The sequence below is a fragment of the Kitasatospora sp. NPDC001664 genome, from assembly GCF_053596675.1.
Genome location: NZ_JBSFGS010000001.1, coordinates 411,462 through 428,502 on the forward strand (window position 1 = coordinate 411,462; position 17,041 = coordinate 428,502).

At 74.1% G+C, this 17,041-nt stretch carries 16 protein-coding genes and 1 tRNA gene; 7 read left to right on the top strand and 10 right to left on the bottom strand.

Features of this window, described 5'->3' with window-relative positions:
* Positions 1-153 precede the first annotated feature (153 nt).
* Entirely contained in the window at positions 154-1,065 is a 912-nt protein-coding gene (locus ACWCYY_RS01860; protein ID WP_449794794.1) for a DMT family transporter, read from the top strand.
* Here ACWCYY_RS01860 and ACWCYY_RS01865 read toward each other — a convergent pair.
* On the bottom strand, positions 1,053-2,465 hold the full coding sequence (locus ACWCYY_RS01865; RefSeq protein WP_449794795.1) for an STM4012 family radical SAM protein: 1,413 nt from the start codon (positions 2,463-2,465) through the stop codon (positions 1,053-1,055). The two genes, ACWCYY_RS01860 and ACWCYY_RS01865, sit on opposite strands and share 13 nt — an antisense overlap.
* Before the next feature lie 135 nt (positions 2,466-2,600).
* On the opposite strand from ACWCYY_RS01865, the gene ACWCYY_RS01870 reads away from it, so the two are divergent.
* Complete coding sequence (locus tag ACWCYY_RS01870) at positions 2,601-3,695, top strand: DUF1152 domain-containing protein (RefSeq protein ID WP_345288680.1); 1,095 nt, start codon at positions 2,601-2,603, stop codon at positions 3,693-3,695.
* Positions 3,696-3,834: 139 nt separating this feature from the next.
* Here ACWCYY_RS01870 and ACWCYY_RS01875 read toward each other — a convergent pair whose 3' ends face one another.
* Positions 3,835-4,629 carry a LysR family substrate-binding domain-containing protein gene (locus tag ACWCYY_RS01875; RefSeq protein ID WP_345288679.1) on the bottom strand — a complete coding sequence of 265 codons (795 nt, stop codon included), beginning with the start codon at positions 4,627-4,629 and terminating at the stop codon, positions 3,835-3,837.
* 83 nt (positions 4,630-4,712) lie between these two features.
* On the opposite strand from ACWCYY_RS01875, the gene ACWCYY_RS01880 reads away from it, so the two are divergent.
* Positions 4,713-5,108, top strand: a complete 396-nt coding sequence (locus ACWCYY_RS01880; protein WP_345288678.1) for a DUF5997 family protein — start codon at positions 4,713-4,715, stop codon at positions 5,106-5,108.
* 95 nt (positions 5,109-5,203) lie between these two features.
* A complete protein-coding gene (locus ACWCYY_RS01885; RefSeq protein WP_345288677.1) occupies positions 5,204-5,548 on the top strand; it encodes a VOC family protein in 345 nt (114 codons plus the stop codon).
* A gap of 5 nt (positions 5,549-5,553) precedes the next feature.
* On the opposite strand, the gene ACWCYY_RS01890 is transcribed toward ACWCYY_RS01885, so the two are convergent.
* Genes ACWCYY_RS01890 through ACWCYY_RS01915 form a run of 6 tightly spaced genes read right to left on the bottom strand, consistent with a single transcriptional unit; the run spans position 5,554 to position 12,826 of the window.
* Positions 5,554-6,393, bottom strand: coding sequence for a PaaX family transcriptional regulator (locus tag ACWCYY_RS01890; RefSeq protein WP_345288675.1), 840 nt, complete (start codon positions 6,391-6,393; stop codon positions 5,554-5,556).
* 27 nt (positions 6,394-6,420) lie between these two features.
* The gene (locus ACWCYY_RS01895) at positions 6,421-8,817 is read right to left on the bottom strand and encodes a bifunctional salicylyl-CoA 5-hydroxylase/oxidoreductase (protein WP_449794796.1); all 2,397 of its coding nucleotides are present in this window, start codon (positions 8,815-8,817) and stop codon (positions 6,421-6,423) included.
* The gene (locus tag ACWCYY_RS01900) at positions 8,814-10,463 is read right to left on the bottom strand and encodes an AMP-binding protein (RefSeq protein ID WP_449794797.1); all 1,650 of its coding nucleotides are present in this window, start codon (positions 10,461-10,463) and stop codon (positions 8,814-8,816) included. Before ACWCYY_RS01900 ends, ACWCYY_RS01895 begins: the two co-directional genes overlap by 4 nt.
* The gene (locus ACWCYY_RS01905; RefSeq protein WP_449794798.1) at positions 10,460-11,458 is read right to left on the bottom strand and encodes an acyl-CoA thioesterase; all 999 of its coding nucleotides are present in this window, start codon (positions 11,456-11,458) and stop codon (positions 10,460-10,462) included. Before ACWCYY_RS01905 ends, ACWCYY_RS01900 begins: the two co-directional genes overlap by 4 nt.
* Positions 11,458-11,943 (bottom strand): cupin domain-containing protein, encoded by a 486-nt coding sequence (locus ACWCYY_RS01910; RefSeq protein WP_345288671.1) that lies wholly within the window; start codon positions 11,941-11,943, stop codon positions 11,458-11,460. Before ACWCYY_RS01910 ends, ACWCYY_RS01905 begins: the two co-directional genes overlap by 1 nt.
* A gap of 49 nt (positions 11,944-11,992) precedes the next feature.
* On the bottom strand, positions 11,993-12,826 hold the full coding sequence (locus ACWCYY_RS01915) for a fumarylacetoacetate hydrolase family protein (protein WP_345288669.1): 834 nt from the start codon (positions 12,824-12,826) through the stop codon (positions 11,993-11,995).
* 123 nt (positions 12,827-12,949) lie between these two features.
* Between ACWCYY_RS01915 and ACWCYY_RS01920 the strand changes: the two genes are divergently transcribed.
* The gene (locus tag ACWCYY_RS01920) at positions 12,950-13,384 is read left to right on the top strand and encodes a RidA family protein (RefSeq protein WP_449794799.1); all 435 of its coding nucleotides are present in this window, start codon (positions 12,950-12,952) and stop codon (positions 13,382-13,384) included.
* 48 nt (positions 13,385-13,432) lie between these two features.
* Positions 13,433-15,061 (top strand): amidohydrolase, encoded by a 1,629-nt coding sequence (locus ACWCYY_RS01925; protein WP_449794800.1) that lies wholly within the window; start codon positions 13,433-13,435, stop codon positions 15,059-15,061.
* 10 nt (positions 15,062-15,071) lie between these two features.
* Here the strand turns inward: ACWCYY_RS01925 and ACWCYY_RS01930 are convergent, their stop codons facing one another.
* Complete coding sequence (locus ACWCYY_RS01930; protein ID WP_380150376.1) at positions 15,072-15,293, bottom strand: hypothetical protein; 222 nt, start codon at positions 15,291-15,293, stop codon at positions 15,072-15,074.
* A 110-nt stretch (positions 15,294-15,403) separates the two neighbouring features.
* Positions 15,404-15,491: transfer RNA gene (locus tag ACWCYY_RS01935), tRNA-Leu, on the bottom strand.
* A gap of 206 nt (positions 15,492-15,697) precedes the next feature.
* Here ACWCYY_RS01935 and ACWCYY_RS01940 point away from each other — a divergent pair.
* Positions 15,698-17,023 carry a M20/M25/M40 family metallo-hydrolase gene (locus ACWCYY_RS01940; protein WP_380150375.1) on the top strand — a complete coding sequence of 442 codons (1,326 nt, stop codon included), beginning with the start codon at positions 15,698-15,700 and terminating at the stop codon, positions 17,021-17,023.
* Positions 17,024-17,041 lie beyond the last annotated feature (18 nt).

The following is a 17,041-nucleotide window of genomic DNA, read 5'->3' on the forward strand; positions in this document are numbered from 1 at the left end:
CGCCGCCCGGCCCGGTGCCGCGCGGCGCTCCCCGCCGCGCGGCACCGGCCGACGCCTGGTGCGAACGTACGGGCACCGTGCTCCCGGCACTCCGCGATCTGGTCAACTCGCCCCATTCCGGCGGGTGCTGACGTCTCGTTAGCGTCCGTCCCCATGACCACCATCGAAGAGGCGCGGACGGCGCGGCGGGCGGGCGGGGTGCCCCAGGTCCTGGGGGCCGCCGTGCTCTGGGGGACGGTCGGCCCGGCCCAGGTGCTGGCCGGCTCCGCCGCCGCCCCGGCCGCGATCGGCGCCGCGCGGATGCTGCTCGGCGGCCTGGTGCTGGCCCTGTGCACCGTCCGCCCGAAGGCCCTGCGCACGCTCGCCCTCCCGGGTGTGCGCCGCTGGCTGCTGCTCAGCGTCCTGGTGACCGCCGCCTTCCAGCTCTGCTTCCTGGAAGCCGTCGACCGCACCGGCGCCGCCCTCGCCACCGCCGCCGCCTTCGGCACCACCCCGGTGGCGGCCGGCCTCTGCGCCCGCGCGCTCCGGGCCGAGCGGCTCACCCCGGCCTGGTGGCGCGGCACCGCCCTCGCCGTGGCGGGCATCGCCCTGCTGCTCGTCCCGGGCGGCGGGCCCCGGGCCGACCTCGCCGGCATCCTGCTCGCGGTGGCGGCCGGTGCGAGCTTCGCCGTCTACATCGCGGCCACCGGCCCGCTGACCCGGCACGGCGGGGACCCGTCCGCCGCCGCGCCGGTCAGCGTGCTCGGTGCGGGCCTGCTGGTGCTCCCCGCCCTGCTGGCCGCCCCCGAGGGGTTGGCCACCCCCCGCACCGCGGCCCTGATCGCCTGGCTCGCGCTCGGCACCACCGCCCTCGGCTACCTGCTCTTCACCCGGGGCGTCGGCCGGGTCGGCGCCGCCACCACCGCGACGCTCAGCCTGGCCGAACCGCTGGTCGCCGCCCTGCTCGGCCTGCTGCTCGGCGAACGCCCCGGCCCCTCCGCCGCCCTCGGGCTGGCCCTGCTGCTCGGCGGCCTGGCGCTGGTCGCGCTGCCGGGCCGCGGCGGCGGAGGCCCTCAACGGTCCTGATAGCCCGCCATGGTCGCCCGCACCCGGTCCGAGAAGAACAGCGGCCCGACCGCGTCCGCGTGCGCCATCCCCTCGGAGGTGAGGCGCAGCACCGCACCGTCCACCAGCCACGCCCACCCCCGCTCGGCCAGCAGCGCGAACTCCGCCGCGAAGTCCGCCTCCGGCTCGGTGCCGAACAGCTCCCGGTAGCCGCCGACCGACAGGCCCTCCACGTCCAGCAGGCGTTGGAGCACGTGCATCCGGCGCCGCTCCCCGCCGTCCATCCGGTACGCCCACTGCGCCCGGCGGAACTCCTCGGTGGGCGTGGCGATGTACTCGTCGATGATCCGCCGCACCTCCGGCACGGCCACCGCGTAGTCCGTGGTGTAGTGCAGGTCGGTGGTGAACGACCGTGCGCCGACGCCCAGTCCGACCATCCCGGCCTGCTGGTTGTACTCGGCGATGCCGGCCTCGCCGGCCCCCTCCACCGCCGCCGCGCCGATCCGCTGGAAGACCCGCATCGAGGTCTGCCGGTACCCGGCCGCCAGCAGGTGGTCCCGGCCGAAGCGGTAGAGCCGCAGCCGCTGCTCGTCCCAGCGCCGCCCGTCCCGGTCGTGCCGGGCCATCAGGCCGGTCAACGGCCGCACGTACAGCGGGTAGAGGTAGACCTCCTCCGGCTCCCAGGCCAGCGCCGCGTCCAGCGAGACCCGGAAGGACTCCTCGGTCTGCCCGTCGATCCCGTAGATCAGGTCGATGTTGAGGATCGGGAAGGCCGCCTCCTTCAACCGGCCCAGCGCCTCCTCCACCTCGGCCCGCTTCTGCGGCCGCACCGCCGCCCGCGCCTCCTCGTCCAGGAAGCTCTGCACCCCGATGCTCAGCCTGGTCGCGCCGCGCTCCCGCAGCACCGCCAGCCGGTCCGGCGTCGCGGTGGCCGGGGAGGTCTCCACCGACCACGGCACTGCGCGCAGGTCGGCGCCCATCACGTCCTCGCAGACGTCCGCCAGCCGGCTGAGCTCACCCGCCGTCAGGTACGTCGGCGTCCCGCCGCCGAACGCCGCCAGCGCGAACCGCACCGGCTCGCCCTTGGCCTCCAGCGCCTCCCTGGTCACCCGGGCCTGCCGCTCCAGGGTGGAGAGGAAGGCACCGGTCACCTCCTCCGGCGCCCCGGTGCGGGTGAAGAGGTTGCAGAAGCCGCAGCGCATCTCGCAGAACGGCACGTGCACGTAGAGCGAGAGCGCGTCCAGCCGCTCCTTCGCCCACAGCTCGCTGAGCAGCGGCCGCTCCTCCAGCAGCCGGTAGGACTTCTGGTGCGGGTAGGCGTAGACGTACTGCTGGTACGGCGAATCGGCGGCGGGCTCCGGCCCCGGGTCCGGCTCCGATCCGAGCGCGACGAGCGGCAGGGGGATGGTGGTATCCGTCATGCCGGTAACGGTATTGACGGTCCGTCAGATCTGATCATCGGGCGATCCTTCAGAATCCGCCCGCTCCGGGTGCGCCCTCCTCGGTGCTTTCACAACCTTGTCGGCCGCCGCCGCGCCGGGATAACCCTCGTACCCATGACCCGACTCCTGATCGCCGCCGGCGGTGGCGGCGACGCCATCGCCACCGCCCTGGTGCACGCCGCCCTGCACGGCCCCGACGCCCCGGCCCTGGTCCTCACCTACGCCTGGGAGCGTCTGGTGGTCGACCCGCTCCCCGGCCCGCGCCGGGCCGCCGACTTCACCGGCCTGGCCACCGGCGGCGGCGCCCTGCGGCTGGTCACCCCCGCCACCGCGCCGCGCCCGCCCGCCGGATCGCTGCTGCCCCGCCTGGCCGCCGAACTCCGTCCCGAACTCGGCCTGTTGGACCCGTACGAGGGCGCCGTCGGCCTGGCCCGCCAGCTCCGCGACGCCGCCGCGCACTGCGGGGCCGACCGGATCGACCTGGTCGACGTCGGCGGGGACGTGGTCGCCGACGGCACCGAACCCACCCTGCGCAGCCCCCTCGGCGACGCCCTCGCCCTCGCCGCCTGCGCCCGCAGCGGCCTGCCGACCACCGTCCACGTGGCCGGCCCCGGCCTCGACAACGAGGTGCCGCTCCCCGACCTGCTGCCCCGCCTCGGCCCGCCCGCGCTGCGGCTGACGGCCGTTCACACCAGCGCCGTCGACCGGGTCTTCGACTGGCACCCCTCCGAGGCCGGCGCCCTGCTGGTCGCCGCCGCCCGCGGCGTGCGCGGCGTCTGCGGCACCCGGGACGCACCGCAGCCGCTCACCCTCACCGCCGCGAGCGCCGACGTCCACCGGCTCACCCTGGGCCGGGCCCTGGAGCTCAACCCGCTGGCCCGCGCGCTGGACGGCTGCACCACGCTGGCCGAGGCCGAGGAGGCGAGCACCGAGGTCTGCGGCTTCTCCGAGGTCGCCCGCGAACGCGCCCGCGCCGCCCGCGGCGAGGGCGCGGTGCCGCCCGCCCTCCCCTTCGACCCGGCCGCCTTCGCCACCTGGGAGGACGGCACCGCCGCCCTCGGCGTGGAGTACGTCACCACCCGCCGGATCACCGAGGAGCTCGACCTCACCCCGGCCGCCACCCGCCACCTGCGCGCCTGGCTGTCCACCGCCCGCCCCGACCGCTCGGCCCCACCGCTGTGGCGGCTGCGCCCGCGGCGGTCCCGCTGAGGGGGCGGTGGCGAGGAGACGCCGCTCCAGGGGTCGGGTGCGGGCGCGGGTCGTCGGAGGAGGGTGTCCCTGCCCCGTCGCGGCGGCAACTGCTCGGCCGCCCGGCTGCTCGGCCGGGCGGCCGGGCGGCCGCGGGGCGTCAGGAGCGGCGCTTGGGCTTGGCCCGCTTGGCCGGTGCGGCCTTCTTGGCGCCGGCCCGGCCGGGCTGGCCGCCCTTGCCGCCCTTGGCGGTGGGCTTGCCGCCCTGCTGCGGCCTGGCCCCGCCCGGCTTCTTCTTCGGCTGCTGCTTGGCCTGCTGCTGCTCCTTGGACTGCGCCGCCATGCCGCGCGAGCTGTTCACCGTCCGGCCCCGGACGATGCCGATGAACTCCTCCACCAGATCGGTGGTGTGCTCCTCGGGCCAGGCCAGCGCGATCTGCGACTGCGGGGCCTCCGGCACCGGACGGAACGTCAGGTCCTTGCGGTGGTGCAGCCGCGCCAGCGACTGCGGCACCAGCAGCACGCCGATCCCGGCCGCCACCAGCTCGATCGCGTCCGCGGTGGTGGCCGGGCGCTCGAAGGCCGGGCGGCCCGGCAGCTCCTGCCAGCCGAGGGTGTCGTCCAGCGGGTGCAGCACGATCTCTTCGGTCAGCTCGCCGAGCTCCACCTCGTCGAGCGCCGTCAGCATGTGGTCCTTGGGGACCACCACCACGGTGGTCTCGGTGTAGAGCGGGATCGCACTCAGCACCGAGCGGTCCACCGGCTGGCGCACCAGCCCGGCGTCCGCGAGCCCGTCCCGCAGGGTCGCCGACCCCTCCGGCGCGTCCACCTGCACCAGCGTCAGCGGCACCAGCGGGAGCCGCTCGGCCCAGACCCGCACCCACTTGGTCGGGATCACGCCCGGAACGTACGCGAGCCGGAAGGAAGGGGAGGGAACCACCTGCGAGTCAGTCACCCCGCCAGGCTACCGACCCCCGCGCCCGTCACCGACCACCGCCGTGACCGGGGCGTGTGCCCGATTCCCTTACCCTTGTCCCCATGACATCGCTCAATTCCTCCCAGCAGATGAAGCCGGCCACCGCGGCCAAGAAGCTCGGTGTGTACCTTCCGGCCACCCCTGCCGAGTTCCAGGAGGGCGTCGTCACCCGCGACGAGCTGAACGCGCTCCAGACCAACCCGCCGGCCTGGCTCACCGAGCTGCGCCAGAACGGCCCGCACCCGCGCCCCGTGGTCGCCGCCAAGCTCACCGTCTCGATCGCCGGCCTCGCCCGGGGCGGCGTCACGGACGCCCTCACCACCGAGCAGATCGAGGCCATCAAGGCCGAGAACCCGCTCTGGCTCCAGCACGAGCGCGCCTCCCTGGTCGACGTCCGCAAGGAGACCAAGCGCATCAAGGAGAAGAACGAGCAGAAGGCCGCCGACAAGAAGGCCTGACGCCCTGACGCTCCACCAGCAGTACACCGGCCCGGGACACTTCGGCGTCCCGGGCCGCTCCGCGTCCCGCACTCCGCGCGCCCTAGGCTCCTGCCATGGACGCACACCTCAGCCAGGTCGTGGTGGACTGCCGCGACCCGCGCGGCCTCTCCCGCTTCTGGGCCGCCCTGTTCGGCACCGCCCCCGTGGACCGTGCCCGGGGCTGGTCGCACGTCGACCTCCCCGCCGGCGGGCGGCTGGCCTTCCAGCCCGTCCCCGAGCCGCGGACCGCCAAGAACCGGCTGCACCTCGACATCGCCGTCGGCGACCTCTCCGCCGCGGTCGAGCTGGCCGTCTCCCTGGGGGCCGCCACCACCGGCGAGACCGTCACCGACGACCAGGGGTCCTTCCGCACGATGGCCGACCCCGAGGGCAACGAGTTCTGCTTCGTCACCTCCTGATCCGGCTACCCGTTCCAGTGCCGGGCGGCGTGGGCGAGGGCCGGGCCGTCCAGCTCCGCGACCAGCCGTTCGAAGAGGCGGACGGCGGCGGGGCCGCTCCAGTCCTCGGTCAGCACCTCGGGCGGCAGGCCGGGGTCGCGGAACGGCAGCTTCCGCCAGTGGTCGACCACCGCGAGGTAGGTGGTGAAGGCCTGCTCCCCGTCGGCGGCGGAGCCGGTCGGCAGGCCGCCGTACTCCTCGATGAAGTCGCGGTAGCGCCGGTCGATCCCGGCGAGGTCCCAGCCGCCGGCGACCATGGCGGAGAGCTGCTGGCCGCCCACCTGGTCGCCGACGAAGACGGCGCACTGCGCGGTGAGGTCCAGCTCGGCGATGGCGCGCCGGGCGGCGGGGAGCATCCGGGCCGGCGCGATCCACACCGCCGCGCCGATGTTGCCGAAGCCGAGCGAGGCCAGGTGCGCGGTCAGCTTGTGGCGCACCGCGCGCGCGGACTCCGGCACCGAGAAGTTGACGAGGCACCAGCCGTCACCCAGGTCGGCGGGCTGCCGCGCGTGCCAGATCACCTCGTCACCGGCGGCGAGCGCCTCCAGCGCGAGGGGGGTCAGCGCGTAGCCGCGCAGGCCGGAGCGGGCTTCGGACTCCAGCCAGCCGCGCTTCTTGAGCCGGAAGACCGCCGTCCGGACGCCGGAGGCGTCGAGGCCCGCCTGGGTGAGGAGCTCCACGGTGCCCGCGATCGGCATCCAGTCGCCCAGCGGACGGACCACCGCGCCGAGGAAGCTCACGAGCAGGGTCCGGGAACGGCGGGCGGCCGCCGGGGGCGGGGGCGGGGCGCTCTTCGTCTCGCTCATCCGGTTCAGTATCACCGACGGCGCCGTTCATGATTTCATCGGCCCGCTCCGGCCCGCCCCGGCCCCGGTCCCGGGCGTCCACCGCTGGTGCACCCGGTCCACGGACCCCTCGCGCAGCAGCTCCAGCCGTGGCGGGATCCGGTCGGTCCGCGAGGTCGGCGGCCTGCGGCGGCCCGCGTCCCACTGGACCGGCCAGTCGGCGCCTTCGCCCCGGTACTCCTGCTCGGCCGCGGCCTGCAAGGTCCACTGCGGGTTGTAGAGGTGGGTGCGGCCCAGCGCGCACAGGTCCGCCCGGCCGGCCAGCAGGATGGAGTTGACGTCGTCGTAGGAGGAGATGGCCCCGACCGCGATCACCTTGACGCCGGCCGGCCCGGCCACCTCGTGGCGGATCCTGTCGGCGAACGGGGTCTGGTACGAGCGGCCGTAGGCGGGCCGCTCGTCCGCGGTGACCTGCCCGGAGGAGACGTCGATCGCGGCGGCGCCGTGCTCGATGAAGGCGCGGGCGATCTCCACGGCGTCGTCCCCGGTGTTCCCGTCCGGGACCCAGTCGGTCGCCGAGATGCGCACGGTCACCGGGACCTCTGGCGGTGCGGACCGGCGCACGGCGTCGAAGACCTCCAGCGGGAACCGCAGCCGGTTCGCCAGCGGGCCGCCGTACTCGTCGGTGCGCCGGTTGGCCACGGGGGAGAGGAAGGACGAGAGCAGGTAGCCGTGGGCGGCGTGCACCTCGATCAGGTCGAAGCCGGCCTCCACCCCGCGCCGGGCGGCCGCGGCGAAGTCGGCGACCACCTTGTCCAGGTCCGCGCGAGTGGCCTCCCGGGGGAGGTGGCAACCGGGGCCGTAGGGCAGGGCGGACGGGCCGATCACCTCCCAGTTGCCCTCGTCGAGCGGCTGGTCGATGCCCTCCCACATCAGCCTGGTCGAGCCCTTGCGGCCGGAGTGGCCGAGCTGCAGGCCGATCCGGCCGGTGGTCCGCTCGTGGACGAAGCCCGTGACGCGGCGCCAGGCGTCGCGCTGCTCCCCGTTCCACAGGCCCGGGCAGCCCGGGGTGATCCGGCCCTCGGGCGAGACGCAGACCATCTCGCTCATCACCAGCCCCGCCCCGCCGAGCGCCTTGGAGCCCAGGTGCACCAGGTGGAAGTCCCCGGGGACCCCGTCCACCGAGGAGTACATGTCCATCGGGGAGAGCACCACGCGGTTCTTCAAGCGGAGCTGACCGATCGTCACCGGCTGGAACATCGCCGGCGCGGCCCCGTCCGCCCGCTCGTGGCGGGCGAACTCGCTCTCCATCAGGGCGGCGAACCCGGCGTCCCGCTCCCTGAGGTTCTCGAAGGTGATCCGCCGGGACCGGGTCAGCAGGTTGAACGCGAACTGGGCCGGGGCCTGGTCCGCGTACATCCCGATGTTCTCGAACCACTCCAGCGAGGCCTGCGCGGCCCGCTGGGTCGACTCGACCACCGGCTTGCGCTCGGCCTGGTACGCCGTCAGGGCCTGCTCCACCGTCGGCTGTTCGTGCAGGCAGGCGGCCAGGGCGAGGGCGTCCTCCATGGCGAGCTTGGTGCCCGAGCCGATCGAGAAGTGCGCGGTGTGGGCGGCGTCGCCGAGCAGCACCACGTTGCCGTCGTACCAGCGCTCGTTGCGGACCGTGGTGAAGTTCAGCCACCGCGAGTTGTTGGTCAGGATCCGGCGGCCCCCCAGTTCTTCGGCGAACAGCTCGCGGATCCGCTCGACCGCGTACTCGTCCGAGGCCCCCGGCGGGAGCTCCCGCTCCTCGGTCCGGTCGAGGCCGGCCCGGCGCCAGACCTCCTCGTGCATCTCGACGATGACGGTGGAGCCGGCCTCGGAGTACGGGTAGCCGTGGATCTGCACGGTGCCCCACTCCGTCTGCTTGACGAAGAACTGGAACGCCTCGAAGACCAGGTCGGTGCCGAGCCAGATGTACTTGTTGCGCCGCCGGTCCAGCTCCGGCCGGAAGACGTCGGCGTACTTGGTGCGGATCGCGGAGTTCACCCCGTCGGCGGCGACCACCAGGTCGTACGAGGCCCGCAGCCCGTCCACGTCGGGCACCGGGGTGCGGTAGTGGACGGCGACGCCGAGCTCGGCCGCCCGCCGCTGCAGGATCCCGAGCAGGTCCCGGCGGCTCATCGCGGCGAAGCCCTGGCCGCCGACGGTGAACCGGTGGCCGTCGAACTCGATGTCCACGTCGGTCCAGCGGGCGAACCGGTCCTCCATCGCGGCGTGCACGACCTCGTCGGCGTTGTCGATGCCGCTCAGGGTCTCGTCCGAGAAGACCACGCCGAACCCGAAGGTGTCGTCCGGCGCGTTGCGCTCCCAGACGGTGATCTCGTGCGCCGGGTCCAGCCGCTTCATCAGGGAGGCGAAGTACAGGCCCCCCGGGCCGCCGCCGGCGATGGCGATCCTCATGACCGGTCCTCCGCTGCCTGCCCGCGCACGATCCGGCGGAGCTTGAAGTGCTGGAGCTTGCCGCTGGCGTTGCGCGGCAGCGCGTCGACGAAGCGCACGTCGCGCGGGTACTTGTAGGGGGCGATCAGCCCCTTGACGTGGTCCTGGATCTCGCGGGCCTTCGCCGCGTCGCCGACCACCCCGTCCCGGAGGACCACGAACGCGCAGACCACCGAGCCCCGGGCGGCGTCCGGTGCGGCGACCACCGCCGTCTCGGTCACGTCCGGGTGGGTGACGACGGCGGCCTCGACCTCGGGGCCGGCGATGTTGTAGCCGGAGGAGACGATCATGTCGTCGCTGCGCGCCTGGTACCAGAAGTAGCCGTCCTCGTCGCGGACGAAGGTGTCGCCGGTGACGTTCCACCCGTTCACCACGTAGTCGGCCTGCCGCTCGTCGTCGAGGTAGCGGCAGCCCACCGGGCCGATCACGCCCAGGCGCCCCGGCACCCCGGGGGCGGCCTCCGCGCCGTCCGGGCCCAGCACGGTCGCTCGGTACCCGGCGACCGGCCGGCCGGTCGCCCCCGGGCGGATGTCCGCGCCCTCGGCCGAGATGAAGATGTGCAGCAGCTCGGTGGCGCCGATCCCGTCGATCACCTCCAGACCGAGCTCCTCGCGCAGCCGCTCCCACAGCGCCAGCGGGATGTGCTCGCCCGCGCTGACCGCCCGCCGCAGGCCCGAGAGCCGCTGCACCGCACCGGACTTGACGATCTGTTGGTAAGCGGTCGGCGCGGTGGCCAGCACCGTCACACGGTGCTCAGCGACCAGCCCGGCGAGCTGCACCGGGGTGGTGGTCTCGGTGAGGAAGGCGCAGGCGCCGGCCCGGAGCGTGAAGACCACCAGCATGCCCAGGCCGAAGGTGAAGGCGAACGGCGCGGTGCAGGCGACCAGGTCGTCCGGGCGCAGCCGCAGCGTGTGCCTGCCGAAGGTGTTGTCGATCGACAGAACGTCCCGGTGGAAGTGCACGGTGATCTTCGGGACACCGGTGGTGCCCGAGGTCGGCCCGAACAGCGCCACGTCCGCCGCCGCAGTGTCCACCGCGGCGAACCGCCCCGGCTTCCGCCCGGCCCGGGCACTCAGGTCCCCGTCCGCGCCGCCGCCGTGGGCCACCACCGTCAGCTCCGGCGCCCCGGTCTCCCGGAGGGCGAGCACCTCGTCGAGGAAGCGGTGGTCGACCAGCGCCACCACCGGCCGGGTCTTGGCCACGATCGGCGCCAGCTCGCCGGCCCGCAGGGCGGCCATCGTGGAGACGGCGATGCCGCCCGCCTTCAGCACGCCCAGCCAGGCGGCGACCGCCCAGGGGTTGTTGGGGGAGCGCAGCAGCACCCGGTTCCCCGGCACCAGGCCGAGGTCCTCGGTGAGCACCTGGGCGATCTGGTCGGACCGCAGCCGGAGCTCGCCGTACGTCCAGACCTCGCCGTCCGGGGTGCGCAGCGCGGGCCGGTCCGCGCCGTGCTCCGCCGTCGGACGGTCGATCAACTCGACGGCGGCGTTGAGGCGTTCGGGGTACTGGAGCAGTTCGGTGGTGAACTCCAGGACCGGCCAGCGGTCGGCCGGGGGGAGGTGGTCGCGGGCGAAGGTGTCCCGGTGGGCCGAGGCCGGATCGGTCATGGCCGACCCGTCCCCTCGGCTCTGCCGGTCCCGTCCGTGTCGGCCGCCCCGGCCGCCCCGGTCGTCGCGGTCGCCTCGGACGTCGCGGTCGGCCTCGGTGCGCGGATCATCCCCTCCTGGAGCACGGTGGCCAGGTGGGTGCCGTCCGGGGCGAAGAAGCGGCCCGAGCCGAGCCCGCGCCCGGCCCCGGCCGCCTCGGCCTGCTGCGCGTAGAGCAGCCAGCCGTCCGCCGCTCCCGGCGGCAGGGCGCGGTGGAACCACATCGCGTGGTCGAGGCTGGCGGTGACCAGCCCCTCCTGCGCCCAGTGCAGGCCCAGCACCCGGAGCACCGGCTCCAGGATCGTGTAGTCGCAGACGTAGGCGATCGCCGCCGCGTCCCGCTGGGCGTCGGTCAGCCCCTCGACCGGCCGCAGCGCGTCGAACGGCCTGACCCAGACGGCCTGGTGGGGCACCCGCGCGCCCTCCACGCCCAGGTAGACCGGGCCCGGGACGTGCCGCATGTCGAAGCTGCGCCCGGTGGACCAGTACTCCTTGGAGGCGGCCGTCATCGTCCCGCCGCTGCGGTCCGCGAGGTGCTCGGCGGAGCTGGGCAGCTCGTGCGGGCCGGGCAGGTCCGGGAGTTCGGCGTGGTGGCTCGCACCGGGCTCGCCGGCGGCGAAGTTGGCCAGGCAGACGTAGAGCGGCTTGCCGTTCTGGTAGCCGCGCACCTGCCGGGTCGCGTAGCCGCGGCCGTCGCGCAGCCGCTCCACCTCGTAGCGCACCTCCTTGCCGATCTCGGCGGGGCGCATGAAGTAGGAGTGCACCGAGTGCAGCGCCTTGCCGTCCTCGACGGACCGCATGGCGGCCGCGGCGGCCTGGGCGACCAGGTCGCCGCCGTAGGCCTTGGGCCACGGGCAGGGCTGGGTGACGGCGGTGAACGCGAGGTCGAAGTGCTCGGGCTCCGCCGGGGTCAGGGTGACGGCGGCGGTGAAGGTCTCCGAGGTGGTGTCGGTCATCAGGGCCGCTCCAGCCAGTCGCGCAGGTCCGCGTCGGGGACCTCGGGGAGGTTGACCACGATGTTCTCCGGGGTGCGGGTGGTCATCCAGGTCAGCGGGTTGTCGCGGTCGAGGTTGCACTCGACGTGGGGCATGAACGGCGGGACGAAGACCCAGTCGCCCTCGGCCAGGTCGACGTAGTCCTCGAACTTCCGCCCGAAGTAGATCCGGCCCCGGCCCAGCAGCACGTAGCCGCCGGTCTCGGCCTCGCCGTGGTGGTGCGGCACCGAGCGGTAGCCGGGATCGTTGCTGACCTTGCCGAACCAGAGCCTGGTGGCCGGGGTGTGCTGGATGCTGATGCCCGAGATCCGGGTGGCACCGGCGGACTGGCCGGTGTCCCCGGGCTCGGTGCCGGCCCGGGTCACCACCGGGACCACCAGGCCGCTCTCCGTGGCGTACATCGAGTTGTCGCCCTCGAGGACGTAGTCCCCGGGTGTGGGGTCCATCGAAGCTCCTTGCTCCTGGGTCTCAGGGGTCTCGGGACGTGACGGAGGATCAGTCGGTGAAGCGCACGGTGTTGCGCAGCGTGCCGATGCCGGGGACCTCGGTCTCCAGCACGTCGCCGTCGGCGAGGAAGCGGCGCGGTTCGCGGGCCGCCCCGATGCCGCCCGGCGTGCCGGTCAGCACCAGGTCACCGGGGCGCAGCACGGTGAAGGCGGAGATGTACGCGAGCAGGTCGGCCGGGTCGAAGACCAGCGTCCGGGTGGAGTCGCGCTGGACCTGCTCGCCGTTGACCCGGCAGATCACCTCCACGCCCGCCGCCGGGTCGAGCTCGTCGGGCGTCACCACCACCGGGCCCACGGGGGTGGAGGCGTCCCAGGCCTTGCCCTGGAACCACTGCAGCGTCCGGTACTGCCAGTCGCGCACCGAGACGTCGTTCGCCACGGTGTAGCCGGCGATCCCGGCCAGCGCCGCGGCCCGGTCGGCCCGGCGCAGGGTCGCGCCCACCACCACGGCGAGCTCCGCCTCCCAGTCGACCTCCAGGCCCTTCGGCAGCACCAGCTCGTCCGCCGGGCCGGTGAGGGTGTCGGCGTGCTTGGCGAACAGCGTGGGGTGGGACGGGAGTTCGCGCCCGGTCTCCCGGATGTGGTCGGCGTAGTTGAGGCCGCAGCAGATCACCTTCCGGGGCGCGGGGAGCGGCAGCACCGGGACGGCGCCGTCGATCACCGCCCCTGCCCGCAGCGCCCCTGCCCGCAGCGCACCGGCCCGGTCCGGCCCGCCCGCCGCGAGGAACGCCGACAGGTCGGTGGCGGGCAGCGCCCGCCAGGCGCCGCCGTCGAGCACCGCGGCGCTGGTGCCTGCCGGGTGGGCCACTGTCGCGAGGTGCATGAGCCGTGCTCCTCCTTCGTACCGCCGAGCGATCCGGTATTTCATTATTTCTGCGACCGTCACGAGACTGTCAATAGATGCTACGGTGACGGCGCCCAAGTTCCCGTCACGCAGGAGCTCGCCATGGCAATCGATCTGACGCCCCGTCCGGTGAACCCCCCGTCCCTGCCCGAGCCCAGCGGCTACTCGCACGGGACGCTCAGCGGCAACACGCTCCACCTGGGCGGCCAGACCGCCCTCGACCGGGACATGAAGATCGTCCCGGGCGGCATCGTCGAACAGTTCCGGCAGGCCTTCGGCAACGTCCTGGCCACCCTGGCCGCGGCGGGCGGCATCCCGCAGGACCTGGTGAGCGTGACCCTCTACCTCACCGACATCCCCGACTACCAGGCGCACGGCCGGGAGATCGGCGCGGTCTGGCGCGAACTGGCCGGGCCGGTCTACCCCGCGATGGCCGGCATCGGCACCACGGCGCTGTGGCAGCCGGAGGCCCTGATCGAGATCCTCGGCGTCGCGGTCATCCCGGACGAGCGCCTGATCCGCCCCGCCGCCTCCTGAGACGGCTCCGGCCTGACGCACCATCGGATCGAGTCGTGGGAGGCAGCCGTGCCGTCATCCGCCCCGCCGTTCGTGGACCTGCTGCTCCGCGCGGGCCGCGTCCACACCCTCGTGCCCGGGCAGCAGCCGCAGCGGGCGCTCGCCGTGCGCGGCGACCGGGTGTTCGCGGTGGCCGCGACCCCGGACGGGCTCGACCACCTGGCCGGCCCGGACACCACGGTGCTCGACCTGCCCGGCTCCACCGTCCTCCCGGCCTTCGACGACACCCACACCCACCTGATCGCCGCCGCCGACAGCGCCCGCGACGTGGCGGTGGACGGCGCCCGCTCCGTCCCGGAGTTCCTCGACCTGATCCGCGCACGGGCCGGGCGGACGCCGCCGGGCGAGTGGATCCGCACCGCCGGGCACTGGCAGGAGCTCAACCTCGCCGAGCGCCGCTTCCCGACCGCCGCCGAGCTCGACCGGGCGACCGACCGGCACCCGGTGCTCGTCCTGCGCGGAGTCCACAACCAGGTGCTCAACGGCGAGGCGCTGCGCCGGTGCGGCATCGACGCCGCCACCCCCGATCCGGTGGGCGGCGCCATCGCGCGCGACGCGGCCGGCCGGCCCACCGGCCACCTGCGCGGCGGCATGGCGCTGATCCGGCCGCACCTCCCGGTGCCCGAGCCGGCGGCCAAGCTCGACGGCCTGCGCCTGGCCACCCACGCCTACGCCGCCACCGGCATCGGCACCGTCCGCGACACCAACTCCACCCCGGCCGACCTGGCCGCGCTCCGGCAGCTCCGTGACCTCGGCCAACTCGGCTGCCGGGTACGGGTGCTGCTCGGCACCCTCGGCTTCACCTCGGTGCGGCAGGTGGAAGAGCTGCTCGACGGCATGGAGGAGTGGCGGTACGCCGCCGACCCCTGGCTGCGGGTGTGGGGCGTGAAGTTCTGGATGGACGGCGGGATCGAGGCCGCCGCACTGGACGCCCCGTACTGTCCGGCGCACTGCCCGACCCCCGGGTACACCGGCCAGCTGGCCTGGGACCAGCGGGAGCTGGAGTCGGCCGTGGAGCAGGTGGTGCGCCGCGGCTGGCGGGTCGGCATCCACGCCTACGGCGACCGCGGTGTCCGAACGCTGCTCGACCTCTACGAGCGGGTGCAGCGCCGCCTGCCGGGGCTCCCGTACGGTGCGCTGGTGATGGAGCACGGCGGGCTGGCGGACCGTCAACAGCGGGAGCGCGCCGTGCGGTTGGGCATCCCGGTGACCATCCAGCAGCCGCTGCTGCACGACGTCGCCGCCATCCAGTCCGAGTACTGGGGCAAGGAACGGGTGGCCGCCCTCTTCCCCGCCCGCGGCTGGCTGGACGCGGGCGCCGACGTCTCGGCCGGATCGGACTACCCCGTCGGCTCCTACGGCGCGGCCCACTCCCTGCACGGCCTGACCACCCGGACGACGGTGGACGGGGTGCTCGGCCCCGAGCAGGCCGTCACCCGCACCGAGGCCATCGCCCTGCACACCTCCGCCGCGGCCCGCCTCACCGGCGAGACCCACCTGCGCGGCCGCCTCACCCCCGGCCGCCTCGCCGACCTCACCGCCTGGCCCGCCGACCTCACGGTCGGCTCCGGGGCCGGACTCCTCCCCGCCCACACCCTGCTGGGCGGCCGCCTCGTGCACGGGAGCGCCGAGTCCTAGGAGACAGCCCCTAGCCGGCCTGGTACGTGCCCGTCTCCCGGTCGCGGTGGATCGAACCCGCCTTGCGCAGCTGCTCCAAGTCCCGCCGCACGGTGCGCGGGTCGGGCTCGACCACGTAGCTCGACCGTGCGCGCACCCAGTCCCAGGAGCCGCCGTCCGCCCGCATCGCCCGGAGCAGCTGTTCGCGCCGCTCCAGGGCCGAGGTGGGCGCGGCGGGAGTGTTCTCGTTCATGGGGCTCATTCTCACCCGGGGCCGCCGCACCACCCAATCCCGCCCGGTCCCGCCCCCGTGCCGAGGCTCGGCGGAAACGCAGAAGGCCCCACGTGATGTGGGGCCTTCGCTGGTGTCCGAGGGGGGACTTGAACCCCCACGCCCGATAAAGGGCACTAGCACCTCAAGCTAGCGCGTCTGCCATTCCGCCACCCGGACTAGGTGTCTGTCTTTGCGGGCTGTTCCCCGCGGCGACATGTGTAACTGTAGCAAAGATCAGCTTCAGGACCCAAAACCGTGCCTGACGGGGCTCGCGGGGCTTCGATCCGGGGGAATGCTCTTGGGGCGGAGCGGTGCCTGGGGGAGGATGGCCGGATGGTGCGGCGTGCCGGCCGGCCGGGTGGGCGAGACGACGAGGAGAGACCGTGAGCGAGGCGCGGACGGGGTCGAAGGTGACCGGGGAGTCGGAGGTCGCGGACATCTGCCGGGACCTGATCCGGATCGACACCAGCAACTACGGGGACGGGTCGGGGCCGGGGGAGCGCAAGGCGGCGGAGTACGTCGCGGAGCAGCTCGCCGAGTTCGGCCTGGAGCCGAAGATCTACGAGTCGGCCAAGGGCCGGGCGTCCACCGTGGTGCGGATCGAGGGCGAGGACCCGTCCCGCCCCGGGCTGCTGATCCACGGTCACACCGACGTGGTGCCGGCCAACGCGGCCGACTGGACCCACCACCCCTTCTCCGGGGAGATCGCGGACGGCTGCGTCTGGGGCCGCGGCGCGGTGGACATGAAGGACATGGACGCGATGACCCTGGCGGTCGTCCGCGACCGGCTGCGGACCGGGCGCAAGCCCCCGCGCGACATCGTGCTGGCCTTCCTGGCGGACGAGGAGGCGGGCGGCACCTACGGCGCGCGGTTCCTGGTGGACAAGCACCCGGAGCTGTTCGAGGGCGTGACCGAGGGGATCGGCGAGGTCGGCGGCTTCTCCTTCACCGTCAACGACCAGGTGCGGCTGTACCTGGTGGAGACGGCGGAGAAGGGCATGCACTGGATGCGGCTCACCGTCGAGGGCCGGGCCGGGCACGGCTCGATGGAGAACGACGACAACGCGATCACCGAGCTGTGCGAGGCGGTGGCCCGGCTGGGCCGGCACAAGTTCCCGCTGCGGATCACCAAGACCGTCCGGGCCTTCCTGGACGAGCTCTCCGACGCGCTGGGCGTGAAGCTCGACCCGGAGAACATGGACGAGACGCTCCGGGTGCTCGGCGGCATCGCCAAGATGATCGGCACCACGCTGCGCAACACCGCCCAGCCGACCATGCTGAACGCCGGCTACAAGGTGAACGTCATCCCCGGCCAGGCCACCGCGCACGTGGACGGCCGCTTCCTGCCCGGCTACGAGGAGGAGTTCCTGGCCGAGCTGGACAGCGTGCTCGGCCCCCGGGTGAAGCGCGAGAGCCTGCACTACGACAAGGCGCTGGAGACCAGCTTCGACGGCGCCCTGGTCGAGGCGATGCAGACCGCGCTGCAGGCCGAGGACCCGATCGCCCGGGCGGTGCCGTACTGCCTCTCCGGCGGGACGGACGCCAAGTCCTTCCAGGACCTGGGGATCCGCTGCTTCGGCTTCGCGCCGCTCCAGCTGCCGCCGGACATGGACTTCGCGGGGATGTTCCACGGCGTGGACGAGCGGGTGCCGGTGGACGGCCTGAAGTTCGGCGTCCGGGTGCTGGACCGCTTCATCGACGCCTGCTGAGCGTCCGGCACCTCTGAG

Excerpts from the sequence above, each read along its gene's own strand:
- ACWCYY_RS01860 (WP_449794794.1), top strand. The coding sequence starts at position 154 with ATGACCACCATCGAAGAGGCGCGGACGGCGCGGCGGGCGGGCGGGGTG.
- ACWCYY_RS01880 (WP_345288678.1), top strand. The coding sequence starts at position 4,713 with ATGACATCGCTCAATTCCTCCCAGCAGATGAAGCCGGCCACCGCGGCC.
- ACWCYY_RS01865 (WP_449794795.1), bottom strand. The coding sequence starts at position 2,465 with ATGACGGATACCACCATCCCCCTGCCGCTCGTCGCGCTCGGATCGGAG.
- ACWCYY_RS01890 (WP_345288675.1), bottom strand. The coding sequence starts at position 6,393 with ATGAGCGAGACGAAGAGCGCCCCGCCCCCGCCCCCGGCGGCCGCCCGC.
- ACWCYY_RS01870 (WP_345288680.1), top strand. The coding sequence starts at position 2,601 with ATGACCCGACTCCTGATCGCCGCCGGCGGTGGCGGCGACGCCATCGCC.
- ACWCYY_RS01915 (WP_345288669.1), bottom strand. The coding sequence starts at position 12,826 with ATGCACCTCGCGACAGTGGCCCACCCGGCAGGCACCAGCGCCGCGGTG.
- ACWCYY_RS01895 (WP_449794796.1), bottom strand. The coding sequence starts at position 8,817 with ATGAGGATCGCCATCGCCGGCGGCGGCCCGGGGGGCCTGTACTTCGCC.
- ACWCYY_RS01920 (WP_449794799.1), top strand. The coding sequence starts at position 12,950 with ATGGCAATCGATCTGACGCCCCGTCCGGTGAACCCCCCGTCCCTGCCC.
- ACWCYY_RS01885 (WP_345288677.1), top strand. The coding sequence starts at position 5,204 with ATGGACGCACACCTCAGCCAGGTCGTGGTGGACTGCCGCGACCCGCGC.
- ACWCYY_RS01905 (WP_449794798.1), bottom strand. The coding sequence starts at position 11,458 with ATGACCGACACCACCTCGGAGACCTTCACCGCCGCCGTCACCCTGACC.
- ACWCYY_RS01900 (WP_449794797.1), bottom strand. The coding sequence starts at position 10,463 with ATGACCGATCCGGCCTCGGCCCACCGGGACACCTTCGCCCGCGACCAC.
- ACWCYY_RS01910 (WP_345288671.1), bottom strand. The coding sequence starts at position 11,943 with ATGGACCCCACACCCGGGGACTACGTCCTCGAGGGCGACAACTCGATG.
- ACWCYY_RS01930 (WP_380150376.1), bottom strand. The coding sequence starts at position 15,293 with ATGAACGAGAACACTCCCGCCGCGCCCACCTCGGCCCTGGAGCGGCGC.